Raw genomic sequence first — 25,079 nt, 5'->3', positions numbered from 1 at the left:
GCCTTTCACTTCTTTCTCTATTTTTTCACGTTTAGCTTTAAACGTACGACTGGCTTTTGACTCAACTCTTCTTCTGTTATATCTGTTAATTGTGTAAGTTCTTCATTTGTCAGGTGACTTTTTTCTTTTACTACTTTTCCATCCACCAAAGTTACAGGTAACACGTCTGGTCCTTTATCTGTTAATAGTTGACTGATAACACCATTATTGGCAAATGCGTCTGGTTCACTTGCTAAATTATAACGAGTCACATCAATTCCTTTATTCTTCAAGTTGTTCACAGCAACTGAAATACGAATTAACTCTGGATCAACACTTGGACCGCAAACTCCAGTAGAACAACACATTGCAGGATCAAAAATTTCAATTTTTTTCATCTCTGATTTCTCCCCTTCTTTATAAAAAAGCCGAGAAAGAATTCTCGGCCTATTTTGTTTTCAATTATTCTCCTGTTTCAGCATACTTTTTAATGCGTGCGCCAATTTCATCACGAACTCTTTGGAATACAGACCATTCTTGACCCGCTGGATCATCAAATCCCCAGTGAACTCGTTTTACATGAGGTGGTGGTGTTGGACATACGTCATTTGCATGACCACAAAGTGTTACAACTAAATCTGCTTTATCTAAAATGTCACGATCGATGATATCCGATGTTTGATCCGTAATATCAATGTCTACTTCTTTCATTGCTTTAATTGCATTCGGATTTACTCCGTGTGCCTCAATGCCAGCAGAAAGTACATTCCATTTGTCACCTAAGTATTTTTTACCCCAAGCTTCTGCCATTTGGCTACGACATGAGTTTCCTGTGCATAAGAAGTAAATTGTTTTTTTGTTTTCCATGATAATTCCACCTTTATTATGAATAATTATTTTGGTTGTGTTTGAAAGTATTTACGCTGAAACCAAAGTGCTACATTTACAAGCGCTATCATAACTGGAACCTCGACTAAAGGTCCGATAACTGCTGCAAATGCTGCACCTGACTGAATTCCAAATACACCTACAGCTACCGCAATTGCTAATTCAAAATTATTACTTCCAGCTGTAAACGCTAATGTTGTTGATACACCGTAACTTGCACCGATTTTTTTGCCCATAAAGAAAGAGACAAAGAACATGATTACAAAATAAATGAGTAATGGAATTGCAATGCGTACAACATCAAATGGTACGCTAACAATCACTTCTCCTTTTAGAGAGAACATCACAATGATTGTAAATAGTAATGCGATTAAAGTGATTGGACTAATCTTTGGAATGAATACTTTTTCATACCATTCTCGCCCTTTCGTTTTTACAAAAATCAAGCGTGTTAGCATTCCTGCGATGAATGGAATTCCTAGATATATAAACACTGATTTTGCAACCTCTGCCATAGTTATATCTACAACAGCACCTTCAATTCCTAACCATTCTGGAATAACTGTTACAAATACATAAGCATATACTGAGAAAAATAACATTTGGAATACAGAGTTAAATGCTACTAATCCTGCCGCATATTCTGTATCACCTTTTGCTAAGTCATTCCAAACGATTACCATCGCTATACAACGAGCCAAACCTATCATAATTAAGCCCACCATATATTCTGGTTTATCCGGTAAGAATATAACAGCTAAAGCAAACATCAGAACAGGACCAATAATCCAGTTTTGTACCAACGATAATACTAATACTTTTACATCTTTAAAAACTCGCCCCATCTCTTCGTAGCGAACTTTCGCGAGTGGAGGATACATCATTAAAATTAATCCAATGGCAAGTGGAATAGAAGTAGTTCCTACCTGTAAGCTATTCATTCCCTCAACAAAACCAGGGGATAGATATCCAACTCCAATTCCAACAGCCATTGCAAGGAAAATCCAAAGAGTTAAATACCTATCTAAAAATGACAGTCGCTTTTTCCCCGTGTTGCTCATTCTTCTCACTTCCCTTTCCTATTGTCACACTAACATTTACATCGAAGGGTTGGATTACACTTTTCAATTTGTTGAATGTTTTCTTTCTGATCAGGTACATGCTGCAAAATATCTTTAATAATTGGATAAAAACTACTTTCCTCATTTAAAGAATAGTAAATCCATTGTCCCTGCCGTTCTTCCTTTAATAATCCAATATCTTTTAATTTTCGAAGATGTTGGCTTATAGATGGTTGGCTCATATCAAATACTACTTGAAGTTCACATACACAACATTTACGCTCATTTAAAATTGCAATGGTTGTTAGTCTTGTTTTATCTCCAAGTAGCTTCAAAACACCTGATACTTGAGCTAACTCTACAACTGTTTGTTGCATCGCAATCCCTCCTTTCAAATAATTATATAAGCATACACTTATATGTTAGGTAAAAAAATAAATCCTTATGCAGTTATTCAAAATAAATATTAAATCATGACTGAATTCGATATAAGTATATAACTAATTACTTATATGTTTCAAGTAATATAACTGATTTCTAGAAAAAATTATTGCTTCTAGGGATTTAATGCGAATGTTTTATTTAAACAACACCTATAAAGAAAAATATGAGGTTTCTCTTATTTTGTAATCAATTCATCAATCTTACTTATTTCTTTATATGCATGCTCGAAGTTTTGAAATGTATAATTCCCATATGCAGTATGATCTCCTCTAAAAATCCTATTAAAAATAATCTCCTTGGCCTCAATAACAGTACACTGCTGAGAATTCATAACTAATCTAAAATAGGATTTAAAGTATTCGACACTAAGCTGGCTTCCATTATTAATAATCATATAATCACCTTATTTCATTTATTTAACGACCTATCTTACCACTTCTTCTCTCCATCAAAATGTTATCTTTCCAAATTCCATTTACCTGCCCTATTTTCTCTCTTACCCCTACAATTCTAAATCCATTCTTTTCATGAATTTTTATGCTTGAAATATTTTCTGCAAAAATATTTGCCTGCAGTGTCCAATAACTATTTTCCTCTGATAAATCTACAAGCTCTTTGAGTAATCTGAATCCAACATTATTCCCTATATAGTTTGGATGAACATATACACTCGTTTCTCCTACACCCACATATGCACATCTTGATGATATTTTACTAACAGAAGCCCATCCAATAATAATTTGATCCACTTTAGCTACAATACATGTCTTAAGATCACGGTTCATTTTCCATTTATACCAATCCGGACATTCTGTCTCAAAAGTAGCTGTTTTAGTTAAAATACCCTTCAAGTAAATATCACTAACCTGAGGCCAATCCTTTTCTGTTAGCTGAACAATACTATACTCCATAACTTTCATCCCTTCTACTATTTTGCTTTGAAATATTATAACTACGTTTTAAGGCCCTTAGTCAATATGCTAAGGACCTTAAAGTAATTATTTATTCAAAACTTTCAAAACGGATTCCATTTGAGGCTTTGTAGCAAAACTCACTAATGTTCCATTCACCACTACCGCCGGTGTAACGTAACGCAATACAGAATCTTCACTAATATTCCCAAAGCCACGCTCTTGGATTAACTGACTTAATTTCTTTTGAGCTAATACGCGATCCATTGACAATTCATAGTTATACAAATGAACATTAACCAGTTTATCGAAGTGTTCTTTTAATTGTTCCTTTAATTCTAAACTTTCTTCAAAAAATTGATTGCTCTCTTCGCAGCAACCCTCTTCTGAATTATTATCACTGTCACAACAGTCAGTTTGGTTAGTAACAACGCTAGGAAAAATCTCTATTAAATCATTTTTATTCATAGTCATATCCCCCTTAAACTGTCTCATATAAACGATGTACTGGCTTAGGTGGTAATGGACTAAAACATTCATTGTATGTTTCACTCCAATTACTACCTAACTCTTTATTAATAGCACCGATAGAATCTGCTACAACTAAGTTAAGGATAGCAGGAGTTGCCTCAATACGAATATTTAATACGATTCTAAATTCTTTTCCTTCTTTTACATTTTCAACTGTAAATGTAGGTGCATCACCTGTTTGAACCATACTAGCTTTTACATAGCCACCTTCAAATCCTACATGTACTTTTAAATGAGCGATAGCCATTTTTTCACGGATAAAGTGCTTATTAAGATTATCCAACAATTTTTCAGCCCATTCACGAGGGTTTATATCTTGCTCTGCTTTGATATCTCCTAAAATATTCATCCAAGCTAACTGCGCTTCACCCTCAGCATACAGTTCATAGTCAATATCTAAAACCTTATCTCCGCCTAAATCAGTCGTCAGCCATGTATGAGTTAAAGCTTCTAAGTTATCTCCTCTTTCAGCAGAAAAAGTTTGAATGATAGTTTGCGGGTACCTCTGTTGTAAATATGCTTTCAGTTTAGCAATCTCCTCTTCAGAATAGCGGTCTACTTTATTTAAGGCAATAATATCAGCTTCAGCTAATTGCTTTTCAAAAATATAACTAACTGATTGAGAGAAGAACGGTTTCGTATTTTCATCAAGATTAAGCTCATGTAGCAACCTTGCTGGCTCTACTACAATAGTTAATGGTGCTGTCTTAAACTTATCTGCATAATACTGTTTTAACGGTTGAATAACAGTGGCAGCAAGATCCGTACAGCTTCCAACAGCCTCTGCAATAATTACATCTGGTTGTTTTTCTTTCATTAAAGTATTTAAGTTATTGTATAAGTCATCGAATTGACAGCAAAAGCAGCCTCCTGTCACCTCTTTAGACTCTAATCCATTTGCACGAGCTAATTCAGTATCGATTAACTCTTTCCCTTGGTCATTTGTTACAATTGCAACTCTATAACCTTCCTTTTCTAACTTTAACGCTGATTTAATCATAGTCGTAGTCTTACCCGCTCCTAAAAATCCTCCTAATAAAACAAGTCTTGCTGTAGACATTTATCGTTCCCCCTATTTTCTATTGTTCATGTATAAATTTATAGACTATTGCTGCTAATAACGCTCCTAACGTTGTTGCAACTAGGTATATCCATAAGTACTCAAACGTACCAGAGATTAAAGCAGGTCCAAAAGATCTTGCTGGATTCATTGATGCACCGCTAATTGGTCCACCAAACATTGCTTCAAGTGCTACAGTTGAACCTATGGCAACCCCAGCAAAGGATTTTGTTGCTTTTCCATGTGTAGCTGAAGCAAAAATAACCATCATTAATATAAATGTTAATACAAATTCAAGAATGAAACTTTGTGTCCAGGATTGACTTGGCAATGTTGCACCCAAATTCGCAATGTCCCCAAATATGGAAAGTAAAAATAAACTAGCGAATGAAGCACCAATCATTTGAATTAAAATATATAAGATAGCTTCTCTTCTAGAAATTTCTTTAGCCGATAATAACGCAATTGTCACAGCTGGGTTAAAATGAGCACCTGATATATGACCAAACGAATAGATTAATGCAAGAACTACTAACCCGAAAGTGATTGCTACACCTATGTGCGTTAAACTTTGAGTTATAGAATTAACAATAATTGCGCCCGTTCCCGCAAAAACTAGTGTGAATGTTCCGATAAATTCAGCTAATAATTTCCTTTTTAATTCCTTTGAATACGCAATTTCACGAAAAGAGTCTAATTTGACAGTGGTAACATAAGAACTCGCGACTGATTTATCTCTCATACAAGTTCACATCTCACTAACATTTTAAACAACATCTTTTAAAGATTCCTTCCTCCGGTGGAGTCAACATTTCAAAATATAACTCGTCAATCTTTGAATCTGGATGTTTCCAGTCGTAATGGAACTCATATTCTGTTAACTCTAAGTCTTGAATAGATTGTTTACGCAATAACGGAGACCCTTTATATAGATAAAGTCTTGTTTCATATTGAATTGGATCAATAATATTCCCTAACTCATTGTCTTCTACAAATGATCTAAATGTTGTTAAATCCTCAAAAGTTGTCCAAGGATTGAACATAATAAAAGTAGGATTTAATTTAATATCTATTTCTCTTAAATATGCAATTCCTTGTTCAATATCAGCGACAGAAGTATCTTTTGCTACCGCATCTAAAACCTCTTCTGAAGGGAATTCTAGAGCTGAAGTAATAAATTTAACTCCTAGTTCTTTCATTTCAGCAAGTGTCTTCTTGTTCTCAAGAATGTGATCTACACGAGTTGTAAAATCGTAAGTTAATTCTGGAAATTCTTCGTGTAGCTTTCTTAAAATCTTAATGCCATGATATTTAGCATTAAAGAAATCGGCATCAATAAAAGTTAAATGCGTCATGCCGCCCTCTACTAAGTTTCGAACATCTTGCAAAACAATTTCTTCTGGAACTAAAATAACTTTTCCATCATAAGCGGCAAATACTGAGCAGTATAAACATTTATGATGACACCCTCTTGCAATTTCAGTAGATCCAACCACTTGATCAGATCCAAGTAAACGATTGATTTGTTTTTGTGGATATTTATGTAATGCTGGAAGTAAATGTCTTGAAGGAATATCTAGATGATTGCGTGCCATATATGGATGAACTGATTCTCCTTTAATCGCTTGTTCTGCACTTAAAACTCCAGGTAGGCTCTCTTGCGTTTCTCCTGATAAATGTTTAGCTAACAAAGTTAGAGGATGTTCCCATTCCCCACTTATACAAGAATCACTGTAACGACCCGCAAGTCGATTTGCATTTATAGTTGCATGCTGCCCAAAGAAAGTTATATGAGCATCAGGATTTATCTCAGCTACTTTTTTCGCCACTTCAATTCCTGCTGTAACAGCATCAAATAATGGAACAGAAATAGCAACCAATTGTTTGTCTTTAAATTTCTCTTCAACTAAACCTTCTACATATGTATCTAGGATTTCTACATTAAAGCCCGCTTTAACCAGTGGTGTAGCAGCTGTTGCAATTGTGTTGGGCTGAAATCCTCCTTCAAAATTAGAAACCAATAAGATATTCAACTTCTTTCCCCCTATTTCATACTTCAACAATTTCAATATCATTTGTTATACATAATCAACCAATAACACAGTACGTAAGTTTCTTGTAACGTTAACTTACGGCCATACTGGATCAATTAAAAACACTACAGTTGCTGCAAAAAGAACTACTTTCATCCCAAATAATTGAACTTTTGTTTTCATAAATTATTTCCCCCTGTTATTAACCTTTTTAACATTTTTATAAAATTAGTTTTTTGTTACTAACTTTAACTAAATCATAATTCAACAGGTAATCATTGTCAATACATTATTAACATTTATTTTACATTTACTTTTTGTTCAAAATTGTTAATAATAGTGAGTAAGTAGTAAAACACAATATGATTGGAGTTATAATATGTTAGGTCAACGTATCAAAGAGCTAAGAAAACAAAAAAAACTAACTCAAGAGAAGTTAGCCGATGGTATTATTACACGTAGTTATTTAAGTCAAATAGAAAAGGGATTAATTCAACCTTCTTATGAAGTATTAGAGGCTTTAAGCAATAAATTAAACTGTTCTGTAGAGGATTTCTTCGATGTTGTGGAAAACAAAGAATTAACACTCTCTCAAATAAAAAAAGATATTAAGGCAGCAGAAAACCACACTACAGCAAATCTATGGGATAAAGTTAAGAACTTTATTGAGCAAAAGAACTATTTTAATCACCCAGATGTGAATAAGTATGACGAAGGAATTTTGAATTGGATACACGGTAAATATTACGAGCATATTCATGATTTCAATCACGCTATTCCATACTTTACAAAAAGCATTTCCTTATTAAAAGAGGGTAACTATGTAAATGAACTTGTTAGATCGTTAGATTCTCTAGGATACTTATATAGTAGAATTAACAATCACGAAACAGCTCTCTCTACACTGAATAGAGCTTATAAAATAATAATTCATGAACAAATTAGTGGAATTCTACGTGTTTCTTTACTTGCTAATTTAGGTATTGTTCATGGTCGGTTAAGCGAATATTATTCAGCAATTAACTTCTTAGAAGAAGCAATTGAACAAAACGAACAAACACGAACTCATTATAAAGCAGGCGAAATCTATATGGCACTTGGTATTTGTAATATGGAACTCCAACGCTTCGATCAAGCTAAAAAAGCAAATGAAAAAGCTCTTAAATTTTTCAAGCTAAATGAAAACAAACTTTATGAAGCAGGAACATACACGAATCTTGGTATTCTTTCTTCTTATAAAAAAGAGTTTCATCAAGCTCAGTTATCATTTAAAACAGCTCTTAATCTTTATACTCAAAACAATGCAAAACCTAATGAAATTATGAACGTACAGGTCGAATTAGCTAAAAGTTATTTCGCTCAAAAAGATTATGAATCAGCAAAATCAATTTGCTTCGACACGATTGAAACTAAATCGAAGAATAAACATAAAGCACAAGCTTATGAATTGCTGGGCGACATTTATCTTGAAGAATCTAATGAAGAATTAGCACTAAAGTATTATATGGAGGCAAAAGAAATTGCCGAGTTTATATCGCCAAATAATAAACAAGTTTGTAGACAAATTTGCAAAAAAATTGGAGATTGTTATGTTGTATTGAAAGACTTCGAGAAATCTGCCTATTACTACCAAGAGTGTTGCTAAGTAAAAAAAGAACAGTGAATTCATATTGAATTCACTGTTTTTTATTTAAATGCTAACTAATAAAAAATATAAATTTATATAACTTTATAGATAAATTAAATGATTGCTTTTAAAAGATAATATACAATTACCGCTATAATACCAGCCCCTGGCAGAGTCACTATCCACGACAAAATAATATCTCTAATTACAGACCAATTAATCGTTTTTGCTCCTTGCTTCATACCTGCTCCAATGATAGCAGAAGTACTTACATGTGTTGTTGATACTGGTAACCCTAATTGACTAGAAGACATTACTAAGCAAGTTGTCGTTATTACAGAAGATAAAGAACTATTTTCATCAAGTTTTGTTACTTTACGTGCTAATAAATTTGTTACAGCTAGTCCCTTCACAAGACTACCAATACTCATTGCAACAGTAACTAAAAGGAATAAGGATAGGTGTGATTCATCTCCACCCTCTTGAAATCCATTTAATGTTGCTACGAGTAACGCGATTGCTACTATTTTAGGAGTATCATTAACAGATCGTACAAAACAAATAAGTCCACTAGATAACCAAGCAATACCCTTTCCAGCTTGAGGATTAATATGAATTTTATTAACAAATAGATTAAGTATCCAGGCTACTCCAAGACCTAATACAGGACTCAAAAGTAAAGGCAATACAATTTTGCTCACTAAATTCCCCCATAAAACACTGGATACACCATGAGATATACAAGCTACCAAAATTACTGCTCCTATAATTGCGTGGGTTGTTGATACTGGTAATGAAAATTTAGTAGCTAGTGCCACCCATAAAGTTGCCCCAATAGCCATGGCCAATGCCATAGTAGCTGAAAGTTGATAAGAAGAGTTCATTAATCCCTCTGTAAATAGCTTTAATATTTTTGACGCGAAGAAAACCGAAAGTCCTCCTCCTATTGCAGTCATTATAGAACCATATAATAGTGCTGTCTTTTCCGTAGCAATTTCAGCAGCTACAAGAGGTGCAACACCTTTCGAAACATCATTACCACCGTTCTCTACGGCTAACCACGCTACAATACTTAAACCAATAAAACTCATAAATGAATAACTTGGAAAAATACCCAAAGCATAAAATGCCATTGTAATTACACACGCCAGTACCAATCCTGTCAAAGGATTGGATGTAAAATTAAACTTCTTATTTATTACCGTTTCCTGTCCAGAACTAACTTCAATAGGTTGTTGATACACACTTTCTTTCATAAACCCCATCATCCTTAATATATATTTAGTTTTAATATCCCTTCTATCCATCACCCAAGTTCCAATATGCTATATATTTTCATGTTGTCTCCCCTTACAAACATAAAACTTTCTCTTGATCAACATATTGGAGGAAAAGAACAATGAAATTCATTTTGATTCCACTGCTCTTTTAATTAACATTTCATAAACCGCTGGAGAAACTAACTTCTTGATTTCTTCATGATTTACTTCATAAAAAGACCATTGCGCTTGATTATGTTTTGTTATGATTTTGCTACTCAACAACAGCTTTAAATGATAAGACATCTTAGATTGAGGCATCTTAAAAATTTCTTGTAAATCGGAAACACACAATCGATTATTTTGTGAAATTTCATAAAGAATCTTGAGTCTGGTTTCATCCGCCAGTGCCTTGAATTTTATTACATTGTCATTAAGCATCCTAAACTACATCTCCACTAATTCACTAATAGCTAATTCAAAGCACTCATTCAACGAATCAGCTATCTTTTTTGAACTTTCTTTTTTATTACCATCAACAATATAATAACCGATACGATCAAAGTTACTAGTTGTTTTATTTACTCTTTCCCCTTTATTTACATACCAGTGTATTTCTTTAATAGATTCTGCTCTAAAGTTTTCATTGAAAGATATGTAACCTTCTTTATCAGCAATTAAAAAGCGAATTGAAGAAGAAGGAACTAATTCTTTGTTGCAACAACTATTTTTAATAGGTAAACCTAGGTTAATTCTTAATGCTATTCTACGTAAATCTATTCCTGTCACATACTCTACAAGATCAGTTATTCTATCTCCTCCAGGTCTAGCATTAACCTCAATAACCTTAGGTCCGTCACTTGTCACTTTTACTTCAGTATGAGTTACCCCAAAGTCAACACCTATAACATCTAAAGCATTTATTACAGTCTCGTGAATAGATGTTTCTATATCTTCCTCAAGAACTGCTGGGAAGTTATGTCCCACCTCCACAGACAGGGGAAAAGGAGTTACTACCTTTTCAGTAACACCTACTATAGTAGTTTTTCCATCTATAGTATAAGATTCAATGCTATATTCTGGCCCATCTAAATATTCTTCTACAATTGCTTCAGGATCTAGAGTTTGTCCCACTAGATTTAATTTTGAGTTACTAATTACATCCACAGCTTGTTTAACTTCATTGTAATCTTTACAAAGATATACGTTCTTACTTCCCGAATCATTAGAAGGTTTGACAATTACCGGGAAAGAAAAGCCTTCTAATTTTTCATTCAAGTTATCAAGTTTCCTAATAAGAATAAATTTCACAGAACTTACATTTGAATTATTTAACTTTTTACGAGCTAATTTCTTATTCCGACAAGTAATTGCCGTTTCATAGGATAAGAATGAATTAATCTCTAAAATTTCACCAACTTTTGCGGCAAGTGGAATACGATATTCGTTTAATGTGTAAACGCCTACTACATTGTATTTCTCACTTAACTCCTTACATTTTCCCACAACAATTTCTTCATCATTTAGATCAATTTCTACTGGTACTTCAACACTGAACATTTCATCAAAGGAAATATTCTTTCTTATCAAAATAACGCCATAACCTAATTCTTTTACTAAATCAACTTCATTATCTCGAGGACTAATAACAAGAACATACTGGTTATTCATATTGCTCCTCCTTATTCACAGCAAGTCGATGTTGGTTTTGTTTCTACTTTGATATCAAGTAGGCTTCTTGTTTTTTCTGCACTTACTGCAATAGCAATCGCATTTACATGACCAAGTTCTTCTTTTGTAAATCCAATTTGTCTCGCTTGTAACACAGCACTTTTCAGTAACTTTTCATTACCTGTTACAGTAGCTGCTGTAAGAATAGCTACAACTTTTTCTTTATCAGTCAGAACTCCCCCCTCAATAACCTCATTGAAAAACCCTTCAAATTTCTCATTTAATTTTTCGTTTAATGCTAACATTATATTTCTCCTTTTCATTAACATTTTTAACTTTTTTTAAAAATGTATTATTTTGTTAACTAAATAATACCTATATTATTAACATCAGTCAACAAAAATTCAGAAAAATAAAAATGATAAAAAAGTAAATACGTGTTGACAATGTGATTAGTTGTATTTTACAATCAATTTAGAAACAGTTGCAGAATACAACTAATTGATAACTTTAGAAAAGTGGTGGAAGTATGACTGATATCTTAGGTTATAAAAAAGAAGCTTATCAACTTCGTCAAATGCTTCAAATTTTAATTAGAAGGTTTGGTTTATTAGAAAAAGAAGGCGCACAATGTTGTGGGGTTTCTCTTATACAAAGTCATATCTTATTTGAAGTACAACGTCAGAAAAATCCTTCTTTAAATGAATTAGCTTCTTCATTAGGATTAGATAATAGTACATTAAGTCGTCACATTCAGGGGCTTGTAAATAAGGATCTTGTAGAAAGAACACAATCTCCTACAGATCGAAGATATTTATCTATTACCTTAACTCCTGAAGGTGAGAAATACGAAAATGAAATTGGAAAGCAAATGAACACATATATCGAAGAAATACTATCAAATGTTCCAAAAGAAAAACGTATGCAGGTATTAGAAAGTATTGATTTAATATTGGAGGCTATGCAAAGAAGTAGTTGCTGCTAAAGCCTCCTTCTTCTAAAATCTATAGTTGCAAAATACAACTATTGAAAATAACAATTATATATTAAGGAGGGATTTATATGTCAGAAACATTGACAAGAATATTTTTTGAATTTTTATCATTAAGTAAGAACTTATTAGTTTTATTTATCGGTATTACACTTTTTATTAACTTCATTCAAGCTTATGTACCTTTTGACAAACTTGAAAAATTAATGGGCAGCAAAAATCCATTTATCGGGAATCTATCCGGAGCCATCCTTGGCTTTGTTACCCCTTTTTGCTCTTGCTCTACAGTCCCATTACTTGTCACAATGATAAATCGAAACATTCCGTTTCAAACAGTAATGACATTCTTATTTACTTCTCCACTACTTGATCCTTGGATTTTAGGATTGATGGCTTACATATATGGAGTAAAAATAACAGCAATCTACACAGTAGCTACCTTCTTCTTCTCAATGATTATTGGCTGGATCTTAGATAAACGTGATTATAAGAAATATGTAAAAAAAGTTATGGTTAAAGGGAATCTTGCTGAACAAGATTTAGCAAGAAGAAAGAGTTTAGCCTTAAACATAAAAGAATCTGTTAGAGAAACTGTTGAATTAATGCGTTCTGTAATCCTTTATGTTCTAATCGGAGCATTAATTGGAGCAATTATTAAAGAAGCTGTTCCAATGAATTTCCTAATGTTCATTTCAGATCAAAATCAATGGTGGGTTGTTCCGGTTGCAGCTATCGTGGGGGTGCCATTATATATTCGTCTCTCAACAATGCTACCTATCGCACAAGCGTTACTTATTAAAGGATTTCCGATTGCGCCAACTATGGCTTTACTAATTGGAGGAGCTGGAGCAAGTCTTCCAGAAATTATTATGCTGAAGAGTATCTTCCACAAGAAATTACTTGGTGCATTCATTGTCTCTGTGTTTACAATGGCCACTTTCTCTGGCTATTTATTCTTAATACTAAATTTATAATGGAGGATGATAACTATGGGTTTACTATCAATTTTTAAAAGGGACAAAAAAGAAAAGGATTGCTGTAACATTGAAATTATTGAAATAAAAGATGAGCAAAGTGAGAAAGAAAGTTGCTGCTCTAAGAATACTGAAAAAGAAGATAAAAATTCATAATATCTATTATTACCCTAAATCGGCTAAATCTTCATACGAAGGGATGGGATCAAATTGATCAATGAATATGAGTTTTTAATGTTCGCTAAACAGAAGCAAGAAAAAGAAAGAACTCAGTCAAAAACTTTGGAGTCTAGTTCAACTAGTTCTTATAAAAATAAGGTTATTAATCTATTTGAGAGACGAAGAAATAGCCGAAAATTAAAACCTTGTTGTGTAGAATGTTGCTAAGTAGTAAGTATTAACTATTCACATGAGATACTAACAAAATAGGTATAACAAAGCACCCTGACATTTGAGTTAGGGTGTTTTGTTTTATTTAGGGGATACTGACAGTAACAAACGGGAGGATTGCAGTAGCTAAATCCCAAGAACGATATTTAGGACGGCCACAACTAAATTGATCCATTTTAATACCAAAACAAAATATACATTGATGAAATCCATTCAAAATGGAGTGGCACCTTTATATAAAAAATACATCACTATTTAATATTACTGATTAGTTCAAATAATGATCTTTAGTTATTAATGCCTTTATCGCTAGATTAAGGGTAACAGGTTAGTTTTTTGTCTATATCCATTACAAGACTCTCCATATAATTAGAACGGCCGCTCGGAAAATAGAAGTGGATGCTTTCGTTCTTCTCTAAAGGGATTTTTATAAGATACACAGGAATATCTGCATTTGGATATAAGAGCTCAAACTCCTTTGGATGATGCATTACTTCTAACCATTTAATGTAACGCTCAATTAATAGATATGATGTAATTCTGTTAACAACATAGCTTATAGTACTAAGATTATATTTTAATAAATTAAATCCCCCTTCTCCATTAATAGCAGGTTCTTGCTGAAAAGTGTTTAATATTTCTTTTAAATGAATCATAAAAGGGCCTTTTGGAAAAATACTAAATTTATCATTAAGAAATCTAAAATCAGACAAGCTTGGAATTTGAGCTTGGTTTAAAATTCTTGGATATATTCTTCTTCCTTCACATTCAGATTTCCATAATATAAATGCATAAGCATGTAGGCAGATAGGGCCATCTTGATATGTATCATCAAAATTTCTTATACACTTTTTATGTATATTAATTATTTTATTTTGGATATATCTACTGATTGATTTATATATAATTCTGGTTTGTTTGTAAATTTCAAAGAAGATGCTTTCAGTGGGACATTTTTCTTTTAATTTAAAGTTATGTGTACGATAAGGGAAAATTTGATTATAACTTGCGCTTAAATGATGATAATTATCTTTGATTTGAAAAATATTTTCATTAGAGTAGATATTCATTACTTGAGAGTTATCTATTTTGTTTTCTGTAAAAGCACTGATTAGCAGTTGAGGAATCTCTTTTAAATGCTGAGTCGTATTTTTCTTATCAAATTTAGAATTGTTTTTGTAGTTATAAAAAGGGTAACTTAAATGGTACATATTAATTATATGTTTAGGTAATGCTTTCCATGTATTAACCAAATTACTTTGAACGATTAATTCTTTTTTCCATGAAGAAAAAATGCCCCTTATATTCTTTGAACTTAAAAAATAGTGACCGCAAATACAATTGTATGCATCTATATTTTCTTTGTTTATGGAGTATTCTGGCATTGATCGTTTACATTTTGGGCATGTACTTATTAAATTTTGAAGGGGATGAAATAAACAATGATCAAAAAACTTAATTTGATGAAATATACTATGGTAACCCGTATTTAGACAGGCTGGACAATAATTTAAATGCCGATGAAAATTGTAATCCATGTTACTCCTATTGATAGCAAACGGGTAAAGTGATTTATCTAATAAATAATCATGATATTGTTTTAAATTAACCCCTAGAATTTTTCTACTTAATTTGCAATCAACACCGTGGAAATAAATTAAATCCCGGTGATGCCTACCAGCGTTTGAAATCTCTTTGAAGTTCCTAACTTTTTCATTTCCTATTAACTTTAATACGATATTACCGTTAATAGCATTAGCATACTTGAATTTTTCTATTATCCCCCATGGAGACTCGTATTTTTGAATCCACTCAGTAGACCATGCGAATTGAAAGTTCATAACTTATCCTCCATATTAAATTAACGCTACAGTGTGTCTTAATATGTTGTCTGATATAGTTCGGATTGAATATAACCAGAATTCTTAATAGACTCTTCCCAATGAGTTTTTTCTATTGTTGTTAAATCAAGATTATCAATCCCAAAATTTTTCAATGCATATTCTACCGTTAAAGTTATATGCTGCATTGGAATTTCTACTTTTTGAGATAATCCATGTTCCCTTCTTAAATCAACAAAGACTTGAAACAATTCTTCTGCAGAATTTTGTAATCTAAGACCTCTTATGAAAGAATCGGCAAAAAAGTATTTAGTAAAGGACCAATTACTATTAATAGGATATTCACAATATTCATCGTACCCTGTTAAACAAATTTTTAAATCTCTAGGAGTTTTTATTCCTTTAAATTGATATTCTTGACTCATAAAACGACCAACTATTTGAAATTTCTCTCCACTTATAAATGCTGATCTTTGATGAACTAATTCTTTTTGACCTACTAAAATTGTTGTTAAAGTTATGCCATATTGTTCTAATTCATTGAACAAATCCATTAACCAGTCGTAATGTATTTCAACTAACCTTTGAGCATCATCAATGAAAAAAACAACTTTATTTGTACCAGAAAAATCAGATCGTTCTACAAGAAATTTCAAAAGTCTATTTCTCTTTACATTTGCTTTACCTTGTATAGCAATTGAATGACCAACGGCAAGTAATAAATCTTCAAAAAAGGAATTTTCATTAGGCCGTTTATACGTACGACAACGCACATGATAAATCGGCATATTGTTTCCAAAGTCCTGTGGCAAACAATTCATCAAGTAAGTAATAGCCCTTGTTTTACCTAATCTTGGGCGACCATATATAATAGCACCAGGTATTCGGTTTCCTATCCATTGAAGTACTGTTTGATACATTCTATCTATCTCATTTGTTGAAATTAAATATTTACCTGTTTCAACTGGATGTGTACCTTTAGGAATATAGGGGCGTATGCTATTACTAGTAAGTTGCTCTAACTCTAATTCTTCCGTCATGTTGAGGCCTCCAAATTAAAGAATGATAGTATTTTTTAAAATTCTTTGATCTACTTGTTGGTTGTCATTTGCCTTTTTCTTCGATTGTTCCATTTGGTTTTGTTGTAAATTCCCGCTATTTTTAATAGTATTTTCTTCAATGTGGGTCTCTCTAGGATATCGGCTTTCTCTATTTTTTTTACTTTGATTGAGGCTGGCTAGTTTATTCCTACTAGATTTATTTTTTATGGATTCTTTTTCGAGGTAATTTTGATAAACATTAATGGGATCTTCATATTGATTGAAATGTATCATTTTATTATTTTTAAGTTTATTTATAGCCTTCCTAGTTCTTAGATTATGTGGATTTACACCCCATTTCCCAATAGCAGTTAAATTCCCTAATTCGCTGCCATCTGTTAAAAATGCTTTTATAACCCTTAAATCATCTGTATTGATAAGTAATTCAAGTGATTTATTAATTAGTTGGGGTGAACGAAGTAATACTTCATTGGAGTATTTTACACCTTCGTAATAAACATAAGGTCTTCTTCCTTCTTTGTTATGACCTTTAACTTTCCTTGTTACCTTTAAAGAAAAAAAGTTCATTTCATTTCTCCTTTCTTGAGATAATTGAGTTATTGTCATGCCTCGGTTTATTCTTTGTTGAAAAACTTCTAACGGACTTAGATTATTATTTCCTTCATGGGGTGTTCCGTTATATTCAGCAATTAATACATCTGTTAATTCTTCTAGATGCTCCGCTGATATACGGTATTTAACAGCATTTTCTTCTGGTTTTTTCCTCTTAGTATCTTTTGGATGACTTCCAGTGGTCGAAGGTAGTCGATGAAAACCGTTCTGTTCCAAAGTGCGGAAAAAACGTTCAATTATTGGTCTACGAATAGGTACTGCAACAGGTCCAGTGTTAATAGAACAACCTATTAAATTTACAAGTTTATTTTGTACAATTTTTGCTAGATTTGCTTTTGCATTGTCATAACAGAATTCATCCCATATACCATAGCTTGCTTCTGGTATAGCATTAGATATGAAGTTTGCTGATGAAGAGTATTTTAATCCATTAATAGTTAATTTTCTTTGTTTCCAAGGTATGATTGCATTGCGAATACACATTAGAACATCATCCGAGGAATATTCTTTATTTAGACAAAGATGGTATCCCAATACAGCTCTCGTGGCGACATCGATAACAGAAAGAATCCAAATACGATTCATTACTTCTACTATCTCATCCCCTTCCGGTGTTTTAAAAATTATAGCAATAGATGTATCAATTCTATGACCATCAAATTCAACACGTTCAAGGGGTCTTATGATCATAGGGTTGTTTTTATTGCCCTTTCCTGTATTTTTTGCAATCATAAATGCTTGATCACCATTTCGTTTTGCAACATCAACAAAATGAGATTTAGATAAAGATCTAACAAAGCGTTCGATTGATTTCTTGGCTAAAGTTTTTGTGTTAAATGGATACTCAGTTATTTTTATTCCCAAATGCCGACACTCATCTATAAACTTTTTATGAAGATTTTTGATGTTAATAATAGGTTCAGTAACTTGAAGCTCCTTTGTTTTCTTGCTGAAATACGAATTAATAATTAATTCTTTTAGAGTTGGATAAGTATCAAGTAGTAAGTTGAAAGCACCTGAAAAATTTTTAGAGTCTGCTTTAGTCATTGGAAAATCATTCCGATTGTAATCTTTTAGTCTTTTGTAGGGAACTAGTCCTCTATAGCCCATTATTTGCTCAAATTCGTCCTTTTCTAAACATCTTCTAATAAGCCTATATATTTCACTTCTATGTATCCCTACTTGCTGTTCTATCTCATATATTTTTGTATTTGTTGTCATAAACAAATCAATTGCTTTCTTTCTAATTAAAAATTTATTCAATTCCTCTTCGGTGAGATTTTCAATTAATACTTGGGGCCAATTTGCCATAACTAAATCACTATCTTCAATTTTTAAACCTTCTAAGACCCGTTTAGACATTAACCCATACCTCCGTATTTGTTCCAAAATACTCTTTAGATATGTTTGAGCATATTTCACCTGTTAAAATCATTTGTCCAATGGATATTAATAATCTATTTGAGGGGATTTGAGTTGCTGTAATTATTGAATTAAGTGTGGTTTTTTGTGTTTTATTATGTTTTAGCATCTTCATAACTTGATATCTATCTGTTTCGATTTGTTGTGTTTGTTGTTTATTTCCCTTAACAAGCACCTTTAAATTAGAGAGTAAAATTCGATTTACACATATATCTTCTTCTGTTCTTACACGATGCTGGAACCCATTTTCTGCACACCAATATTTTTGTGTGAAAATCTGATTTATTACTCTTTGTTTGATTAAATCTGTGGAATATTTAATTTCTATAAATTCTTCATTTCCATCTTCATATTTTACCCACATATCGACAATAGAGGTCACTGATTTTCCATTTATACATGCAGTCATAACTAGAGGTTGTTCACAAAAATTTATAACTTTAGGGTTTGATTCTACCATTAACCAATGTTCGTATTCTAAATCACTAAATAAAAAAACTTCTCTTTTTAATTTAAAGCTATACGTTACCCATCTGTTATTCCCGTACTTTTTACTAACATTAGTAACTAGTGGTTTATACATTAACTGCCCCCTTCTTTTGTTAATTCATCTACAAGTATATTTTTGGGAATTTTATACTTTCATGTCTATAGTTTAAAAATTTTTTCTATTCTTGTCCACTGAAAAAGACAAAAAAATACCTACAAACCAGGTTATAAGTAAAGATTAGTCAATATTTTATGTTGTAAATTTAGTTTAGAATTTCAAGTCTTTTTACAACACTCATGCTTGAAATTTTCTAATCAAGTATCTCAAATGTTTGCTATTGCATTGTTTTGGACAATTGATTCTAAAATAATTTTGACAGCATGACGTATATAGTGAAAACAGCAAGATAGAATCCTTACTTCACAGTATTTTTTTGCTATTTTCACTATATACTTACTGAAAATATACAACGATACAAATGTACAAACTCTACGTAAAAAAATGATTTTATAGCATTTTTTAATACCCATGTCCTCCTGGCCAGCCACCGTGTCCGCCTGGCCAACCACGGTGTCCTCCTTGCCACCATCCTTCATAGCCTTGTCTCTGTGAGTTCATTCCTTCGCATCCTTTCTTATTAAAAATTCAAATACTGAAACTGGGTATTCTCTAAATATAATTATGTATCCCAAAAATAAATGTATTCGCAAACATCTCGATTATTGGTAAAGTAATTATCTAATGAAAAACATTTATCTTTATAAATTTAAAAGGCCACTTTTACTAAAGTGACCTTTTCTTGTAGGACCTTAAACTTATCTTTATATCACATCATATCCTTGATCTTCAATAACTTCTTTCATTTTTTCTACATCTACTTTTGTATCATCATATTCTACATTTACAGTTCCCTCTTGTAAATGTACTTCAACATTTTGTACTCCTTCTAACTCTGTAAGTGCATTTGTTACTGACATTTTACAATGATTACATGTCATTCCTTGTACGTTTAATGTGATAGTCATAATAAATCCCTCCATTTAATTTATATTTTGACACGTTTCAAACGAAGCGCGTTAGTAACAACAGATACTGAGCTAAATGCCATCGCTGCCCCTGCTACCCAAGGCTCTAATAGTCCAGCCGCAGCTACAGGAATTCCAATTGCATTATAAAATAATGCCCAGAATAAATTTTGTCGAATATTTTTCATTGTCTTACGGCTTAATTCAATTGCTTTTGGTATGTGTGACAAATCACCACCAACTAAAGTAACATCTGCAGTCTCAATTGCAACATCTGCACCAGTTCCAATAGCCATACCAATATCAGCTTTCGCAAGAGCTGGTGCATCATTAATGCCGTCTCCCACCATCGCTACTCGTTTTCCTTGTTTTTGTAAATCTTCTACAATTTTAGCCTTATCTTCTGGTAATACCTCTGCATATACATGGTCAAGATCAACAAGCTTCGCAATTGCGTCAGCTGTACGTTTATTATCCCCCGTTACCATGTATACTTCGATTCCTATCTCTTTTAATGTTTGAATCGCAGCCTTAGAGCTTTCTTTTACTGTATCAGCTACAGCGATAATTCCAGCAAGTTTTCCATCAATCGCGACAAGCATTGCTGTTTTACCTTGATACTCTAAGTCTTTCATAACTTCTTCATGCTGTGATATCTCAATTGACTGTTCATTCATTAATTTACGTGTTCCAACAAGAACTTTTTTATCTTCAATGTTTGCTTCAATACCATGGCCTGGGATTGCTGAAAACTGCGCTAAATCTTTTAAGTTAATTCCCTGTTGCTTTCCGTATTCAACAATGGCATGTGCCAATGGATGTTCAGAAGCACTTTCAGCTGAAATGGCATAATCCAACATACCTTCTTCAAATTCTAAGACATCAGTAACTTCCGGTTTCCCTTTTGTTACAGTTCCTGTTTTATCAAGTAATACAGCATTAATTTTATGCGTTCCTTCTAGGAATTCACCTCCTTTAAAGAGAATTCCTTTCTCTGCTCCCTTTCCTGTACCAACCATAATAGAAGTTGGTGTAGCCAGACCTAACGCACACGGACAAGCAATTACAAGGATTGCAATCCCAACTTCTAATGCATTTGGTAAATCTCCTGGTGTGATAAAGAAATACCATACAATAAAAGCAACTACAGCAATCGCTACAACAATAGGAACAAAAATACCTGAAATGATGTCCGCTAATCTCTGAATAGGTGCTTTTGACCCTTGTGCTTCCTCAACAATTTTAATAATACCTGCTAAAGCTGTATCTTTCCCAACCTTTTCAGCCTTAATTGTTAGAACTCCATTTGCATTTATAGTAGCGCCAATAACAGCGTCTCCCTCTTTTTTATCAACTGGAATAGATTCTCCAGTAATCATAGATTCATCAACAGAAGATACCCCTGAGGTTACAATACCATCTACTGGTATTTTTTCACCTGGTTTTACAATAATCGTATCTCCGATAACTACTTCCTCGAGTGGTACTCGTATTTCTTGACCATCACGCACAACAAGTGCATCTTTGGCTTGTAAACTCAATAATTTAGAAATTGCTTCCGTTGTACGTCCTTTTGCTAATGTCTCAAAATATTTTCCAACTAGTATTAATGTAATTAAAACTGCGCTTGTTTCAAAATAAAGATCCGGACTGTAGTTTGCGTTTCCTAGTGTTTTCAATGCCTCATATAAGCTATAAAAGTACGCTGCCGATGTTCCTAAGGCAACTAAAACATCCATATTAGCACTTTTATTTCGAAGCGCACGGTAAGCACCTACATAGAAATGTCCACCAATATAAAATTGAACAGGTGTTGCTAATAAAAGTTGAAACCACGGATTCATTAAAATATGTGGCATTGGTATCCCTGTATCAAATGGCATATGTCCAATCATTGTATAGAGTAAGGGCAAGGATAAAATAATTGAAATGATAAGTTGACGTTTTTTTGCCTTAATCACTTCTTCTTTTCGTTCTGAACGATCTACATCTTCACTGCGTATTTGTCCTTTATATCCTGTTTTCTTTATCTTTTCTAAAATATTTTCTGTAGAAATTAAACCTTCATTATATTCAACAACCGCGCTGTTTGTAGCTAAATTAACAGTAGCATTTGAAACACCTTCCATTTTATTTAGTACCTTTTCAATTCGAGTTGCACATGCTGCACATGTCATTCCTTCAATATCTAAAGTGATTTTTTCCTCTGCTACGTTATAGCCTAGGTTTTCAATTTTATTTTTTATATTAGAGATTTCTTGCTGTGATGGATCATATTTAATACTTGCTTTTTCCATAGCCAAGTTTACATTAGCGTCTACCCCATCCATTTTATTTAGCACTTTTTCAATTCGGGTTGCACATGCTGCACATGTCATTCCTGTAACGCCGAGCGTCACATGCTTTTGTTTATCCATTTTATACCCCTCCTATTTTGAAAATTGTCTTATTACACTCATTAATTCTTGAATAGATTCATCTCCATCCCCTTTGTTAATTGCTTTTGCTACGCAATGTTTTGTATGACGTTCTAATAAAGAAAAACCTACCTTATTTAAAGCAGCATTAATCGCTGAAATTTGGATTAAAATATCTACACAGTAACGATTATCTTCAACCATTTTTTGGACACCACGTACTTGCCCCTCAATACGTTTTAAACGTTTTATAACATTTTGAATTTCTTCTTCTGTTCGAGGAACCATTTTAGGATTTATCTCACTGCCTTCACAATGCCCCATCAATATCACCTCATTTATAATATTTATTGTTCTTTTAATACATTATACGGGTAGGGGGTATAAAACGCAACTGTATGTAAACCTATTTTTAAAATTTTTTTTAGAACGTATATGCCAATAAACTAATCTGTATGTATTTTCAACAGAATAACTTCACTCTATACACTCCATAATCTTTATTAAATTCAGGGGAGCTATTACTTTTAATAAAAGCCATTCCATAAAAAAGAACCTACCATGATCAGTAGGTTCTTACATACTCATTTATCAATCATACTTATTGTAATGCTTTTTGAAGTGATAGTATGTTTGATTTCATAACACTTAAATAATCATCTTTATTTTGTATCTCATGCGCTGTTAAACTCTCTAAATTATGAAGTGTTAACGAATCTGCTCCAACTTCTCTTTTTACAACTGATGCAACCTTGTTACTAAGATTAGGCTCAAATAATACATAAGAAATATTATTTTCTTTAGCTAATTCAATAATCTCCTTTAACTTTTGAGAAGATGGCTCATTAGTAGGAGATAGTCCACTAATCCCAATTTGTTTCAGTCCATATACATCCTCCCAATATCCGTATGCAGAATGGGAGACAACAAAGGTTTTTTTTGGAGCCTTTGTAACTATATCTCTGAATTCTTGATCTAGACTTTCTAATTTTAGTTTTAATGCATTGAAGTTTTTTTCAAAATCGTCTTTCGCATCAGGTTTCAGTTGGATTAGAGCCTCTTTTATATTTTCAGCCATTTTAATGGCTCGTATAGGATCCAACCAAACATGTGGGTCTACATCTAGCTCTTTCTCTTGTTTTCCCTCTTGTACTTCAGTATTTTTTGCATTAATCAGCTTAATACCTTCTGCTGCTTTTACAATTGAAACCTTCTCATTTTTTACTGTTTGTTTAATTTTGTCTGCAAAACCCTCCATTCCCGTACCACTATAAATAAACATGTCACTTTGAGCGATTTTCACCACTGTCTTTTGAGTAGGATCGAACGAATGTGCTTCCGTTCCTGGAGGAGTAATATTTTCTACCTCTACATAACCATTTCCAATCTGCTCTGCTAAAAATTGAAGTGGATAAATGGTAGTATATATTTGTAATTTATCGGATTTCACCCTGTTTTGTTGCCCTTTTTCCGTATTCTCTTTTTTAACACCACATGCACTAAAAAGACTAATTACCAATAATAAAGAAATACATACTTTTATTAACTTTCGCATAAAGTTCTTCCTTCCTAATCATATATATGAATTCAATCTCATTATAAATCGTTATCATTACGGTTTATAATGAAGTTATCATATTTGTTTTACACAATAAAGTAAATACTTTTCATAGATTATGCAGATAATTTGCAGATACATATAGGCATAAGTACTCCACATTTAAACATATGATGAAATGAATAAAAGGACAGGGAGGTATCATTATGTCCACCTATACGCTAACTATCCTAACGCTTTGTTGTATATCAGTTATTGTTACAACATACATTTCTAAATCTAAAGGTACCCTAATGGAGTATATGGTATTTATTATGTCTTTTAGTATGTGTATCGGTTTAAGTATAGGATTTTATTTAGGTATTATCTTTAAAGGTGAATTACTATATTCTACTTTGCTTGCTATTTTGATTAGTAGTATTATCGGTCTTTTAGTCGGCCTACGTTTTCATCTATATTCTGCTTTAGAAGGCATGTTTTCTGGATTAATGGCAGGTATGATGGGAGCAATGATTACAGAAATGTTGAATGCTCAACAAGCACACAGTATACTCCTGATTAGTCTCTTGCTTACCATAGCCATTACAACTTCATGTATCATTCAATTCTTGTCAGAAACTTTTTCTTCCTATATTCACCGTAGGTTCCTATTACTACTTTCAATTAGCGTAGTAGTTGTTCTTACTGTATTCATTACATTCCCAGAACTTACTCCTCCATCCTCATCCAAACATGAGCAACATATGCATGAACATTAGCAGTTTATGTCAATAAAAACACCCCAAACTTTTCATATAATCAGGGGTGTTTTTATAGATTTCATTTATTTTATTC

The 25,079-nt window shown here is 32.6% G+C and carries 26 protein-coding genes; 5 read left to right on the top strand and 21 right to left on the bottom strand.

Annotation, left to right across the window (positions count from 1 at the left end; translation table 11 throughout):
* Positions 1-17 precede the first annotated feature (17 nt).
* The 9 genes from arsD to arsL all read right to left on the bottom strand — a co-directional run bounded on the left by arsD (position 18) and on the right by arsL (position 6,907).
* A complete protein-coding gene (gene arsD, locus KVT31_RS24545; protein WP_000717835.1) occupies positions 18-377 on the bottom strand; it encodes an arsenite efflux transporter metallochaperone ArsD in 360 nt (119 codons plus the stop codon).
* 64 nt (positions 378-441) lie between these two features.
* Positions 442-846 (bottom strand): arsenate reductase (thioredoxin), encoded by a 405-nt coding sequence (gene arsC, locus KVT31_RS24540; protein ID WP_217613656.1) that lies wholly within the window; start codon positions 844-846, stop codon positions 442-444.
* A gap of 26 nt (positions 847-872) precedes the next feature.
* Positions 873-1,928, bottom strand: coding sequence for an ACR3 family arsenite efflux transporter (arsB, locus tag KVT31_RS24535; protein ID WP_000072358.1), 1,056 nt, complete (start codon positions 1,926-1,928; stop codon positions 873-875).
* A 29-nt stretch (positions 1,929-1,957) separates the two neighbouring features.
* Positions 1,958-2,305 (bottom strand): ArsR/SmtB family transcription factor, encoded by a 348-nt coding sequence (locus tag KVT31_RS24530; protein WP_001188007.1) that lies wholly within the window; start codon positions 2,303-2,305, stop codon positions 1,958-1,960.
* Positions 2,306-2,788: 483 nt separating this feature from the next.
* Positions 2,789-3,283, bottom strand: coding sequence for a GNAT family N-acetyltransferase (locus tag KVT31_RS24525; protein WP_000456785.1), 495 nt, complete (start codon positions 3,281-3,283; stop codon positions 2,789-2,791).
* 87 nt (positions 3,284-3,370) lie between these two features.
* Positions 3,371-3,751 carry an ArsD-related vicinal cysteine protein VcpD gene (vcpD, locus tag KVT31_RS24520; RefSeq protein WP_001038621.1) on the bottom strand — a complete coding sequence of 127 codons (381 nt, stop codon included), beginning with the start codon at positions 3,749-3,751 and terminating at the stop codon, positions 3,371-3,373.
* Positions 3,752-3,764: 13 nt separating this feature from the next.
* Positions 3,765-4,874, bottom strand: a complete 1,110-nt coding sequence (locus KVT31_RS24515) for a GTP-binding protein (RefSeq protein WP_000100984.1) — start codon at positions 4,872-4,874, stop codon at positions 3,765-3,767.
* A 19-nt stretch (positions 4,875-4,893) separates the two neighbouring features.
* Positions 4,894-5,616 (bottom strand): MIP/aquaporin family protein, encoded by a 723-nt coding sequence (locus tag KVT31_RS24510; RefSeq protein ID WP_001205149.1) that lies wholly within the window; start codon positions 5,614-5,616, stop codon positions 4,894-4,896.
* Between the two features lie 16 nt (positions 5,617-5,632).
* Positions 5,633-6,907, bottom strand: a complete 1,275-nt coding sequence (arsL, locus tag KVT31_RS24505) for an arsinothricin biosynthesis radical SAM protein ArsL (protein WP_001023736.1) — start codon at positions 6,905-6,907, stop codon at positions 5,633-5,635.
* Positions 6,908-7,286: 379 nt separating this feature from the next.
* Between arsL and KVT31_RS24500 the strand changes: the two genes are divergently transcribed.
* Entirely contained in the window at positions 7,287-8,552 is a 1,266-nt protein-coding gene (locus tag KVT31_RS24500; protein ID WP_000901452.1) for a tetratricopeptide repeat protein, read from the top strand.
* A gap of 95 nt (positions 8,553-8,647) precedes the next feature.
* Here KVT31_RS24500 and KVT31_RS24495 read toward each other — a convergent pair whose 3' ends face one another.
* The 4 genes from KVT31_RS24495 to KVT31_RS24480 all read right to left on the bottom strand — a co-directional run bounded on the left by KVT31_RS24495 (position 8,648) and on the right by KVT31_RS24480 (position 11,769).
* Positions 8,648-9,790, bottom strand: coding sequence for an inorganic phosphate transporter (locus KVT31_RS24495; protein WP_000665209.1), 1,143 nt, complete (start codon positions 9,788-9,790; stop codon positions 8,648-8,650).
* 150 nt (positions 9,791-9,940) lie between these two features.
* Positions 9,941-10,234, bottom strand: a complete 294-nt coding sequence (locus tag KVT31_RS24490; protein WP_000930885.1) for an ArsR/SmtB family transcription factor — start codon at positions 10,232-10,234, stop codon at positions 9,941-9,943.
* A gap of 6 nt (positions 10,235-10,240) precedes the next feature.
* Positions 10,241-11,464 carry an ATP-grasp domain-containing protein gene (locus tag KVT31_RS24485; protein ID WP_001064922.1) on the bottom strand — a complete coding sequence of 408 codons (1,224 nt, stop codon included), beginning with the start codon at positions 11,462-11,464 and terminating at the stop codon, positions 10,241-10,243.
* An 11-nt stretch (positions 11,465-11,475) separates the two neighbouring features.
* A complete protein-coding gene (locus tag KVT31_RS24480; RefSeq protein WP_000880520.1) occupies positions 11,476-11,769 on the bottom strand; it encodes a carboxymuconolactone decarboxylase family protein in 294 nt (97 codons plus the stop codon).
* A gap of 224 nt (positions 11,770-11,993) precedes the next feature.
* Between KVT31_RS24480 and KVT31_RS24475 the strand changes: the two genes are divergently transcribed.
* From KVT31_RS24475 to KVT31_RS24465, 3 genes are all read left to right on the top strand, one after another.
* Complete coding sequence (locus KVT31_RS24475; protein ID WP_000129743.1) at positions 11,994-12,449, top strand: MarR family winged helix-turn-helix transcriptional regulator; 456 nt, start codon at positions 11,994-11,996, stop codon at positions 12,447-12,449.
* 77 nt (positions 12,450-12,526) lie between these two features.
* Positions 12,527-13,429 (top strand): permease, encoded by a 903-nt coding sequence (locus KVT31_RS24470; RefSeq protein ID WP_000005252.1) that lies wholly within the window; start codon positions 12,527-12,529, stop codon positions 13,427-13,429.
* Positions 13,430-13,444: 15 nt separating this feature from the next.
* Complete coding sequence (locus tag KVT31_RS24465) at positions 13,445-13,585, top strand: hypothetical protein (RefSeq protein ID WP_000523765.1); 141 nt, start codon at positions 13,445-13,447, stop codon at positions 13,583-13,585.
* Between the two features lie 548 nt (positions 13,586-14,133).
* On the opposite strand, the gene KVT31_RS24460 is transcribed toward KVT31_RS24465, so the two are convergent.
* The 8 genes from KVT31_RS24460 to KVT31_RS24425 form a co-directional block, all read right to left on the bottom strand.
* Positions 14,134-15,660, bottom strand: a complete 1,527-nt coding sequence (locus tag KVT31_RS24460) for a hypothetical protein (protein ID WP_001010919.1) — start codon at positions 15,658-15,660, stop codon at positions 14,134-14,136.
* A 38-nt stretch (positions 15,661-15,698) separates the two neighbouring features.
* Positions 15,699-16,700: an AAA family ATPase gene (locus tag KVT31_RS24455; protein ID WP_000134102.1), complete on the bottom strand. Its 1,002-nt coding sequence runs from the start codon at positions 16,698-16,700 to the stop codon at positions 15,699-15,701.
* A 15-nt stretch (positions 16,701-16,715) separates the two neighbouring features.
* Complete coding sequence (locus KVT31_RS24450; protein WP_000044817.1) at positions 16,716-18,695, bottom strand: hypothetical protein; 1,980 nt, start codon at positions 18,693-18,695, stop codon at positions 16,716-16,718.
* Positions 18,688-19,338: a TnsA endonuclease N-terminal domain-containing protein gene (locus KVT31_RS24445; protein ID WP_000277808.1), complete on the bottom strand. Its 651-nt coding sequence runs from the start codon at positions 19,336-19,338 to the stop codon at positions 18,688-18,690. The genes KVT31_RS24450 and KVT31_RS24445 overlap by 8 nt, the downstream gene beginning before the upstream one ends.
* 728 nt (positions 19,339-20,066) lie before the next feature.
* On the bottom strand, positions 20,067-20,270 hold the full coding sequence (gene copZ / locus KVT31_RS24440) for a copper chaperone CopZ (RefSeq protein ID WP_000156565.1): 204 nt from the start codon (positions 20,268-20,270) through the stop codon (positions 20,067-20,069).
* Between the two features lie 20 nt (positions 20,271-20,290).
* Positions 20,291-22,687: a heavy metal translocating P-type ATPase gene (locus KVT31_RS24435; RefSeq protein ID WP_000360777.1), complete on the bottom strand. Its 2,397-nt coding sequence runs from the start codon at positions 22,685-22,687 to the stop codon at positions 20,291-20,293.
* Positions 22,688-22,699: 12 nt separating this feature from the next.
* On the bottom strand, positions 22,700-23,011 hold the full coding sequence (locus KVT31_RS24430) for a metal-sensing transcriptional repressor (RefSeq protein ID WP_000509716.1): 312 nt from the start codon (positions 23,009-23,011) through the stop codon (positions 22,700-22,702).
* Positions 23,012-23,288: 277 nt separating this feature from the next.
* Positions 23,289-24,242: a metal ABC transporter substrate-binding protein gene (locus KVT31_RS24425; protein ID WP_001228573.1), complete on the bottom strand. Its 954-nt coding sequence runs from the start codon at positions 24,240-24,242 to the stop codon at positions 23,289-23,291.
* Positions 24,243-24,451: 209 nt separating this feature from the next.
* Here KVT31_RS24425 and KVT31_RS24420 point away from each other — a divergent pair, with 209 nt between their 5' ends.
* On the top strand, positions 24,452-25,003 hold the full coding sequence (locus KVT31_RS24420; protein WP_000109258.1) for a hypothetical protein: 552 nt from the start codon (positions 24,452-24,454) through the stop codon (positions 25,001-25,003).
* The last annotated feature ends 76 nt before the right edge of the window (positions 25,004-25,079 follow it).

The sequence above is a fragment of the Bacillus sp. GbtcB14 genome, from assembly GCF_019091205.1.
Taxonomy (GTDB): Bacteria; Bacillota; Bacilli; order Bacillales; family Bacillaceae_G; genus Bacillus_A; species Bacillus_A cereus_AG.
This window is presented reverse-complemented; position numbering and strand designations above follow the sequence as displayed.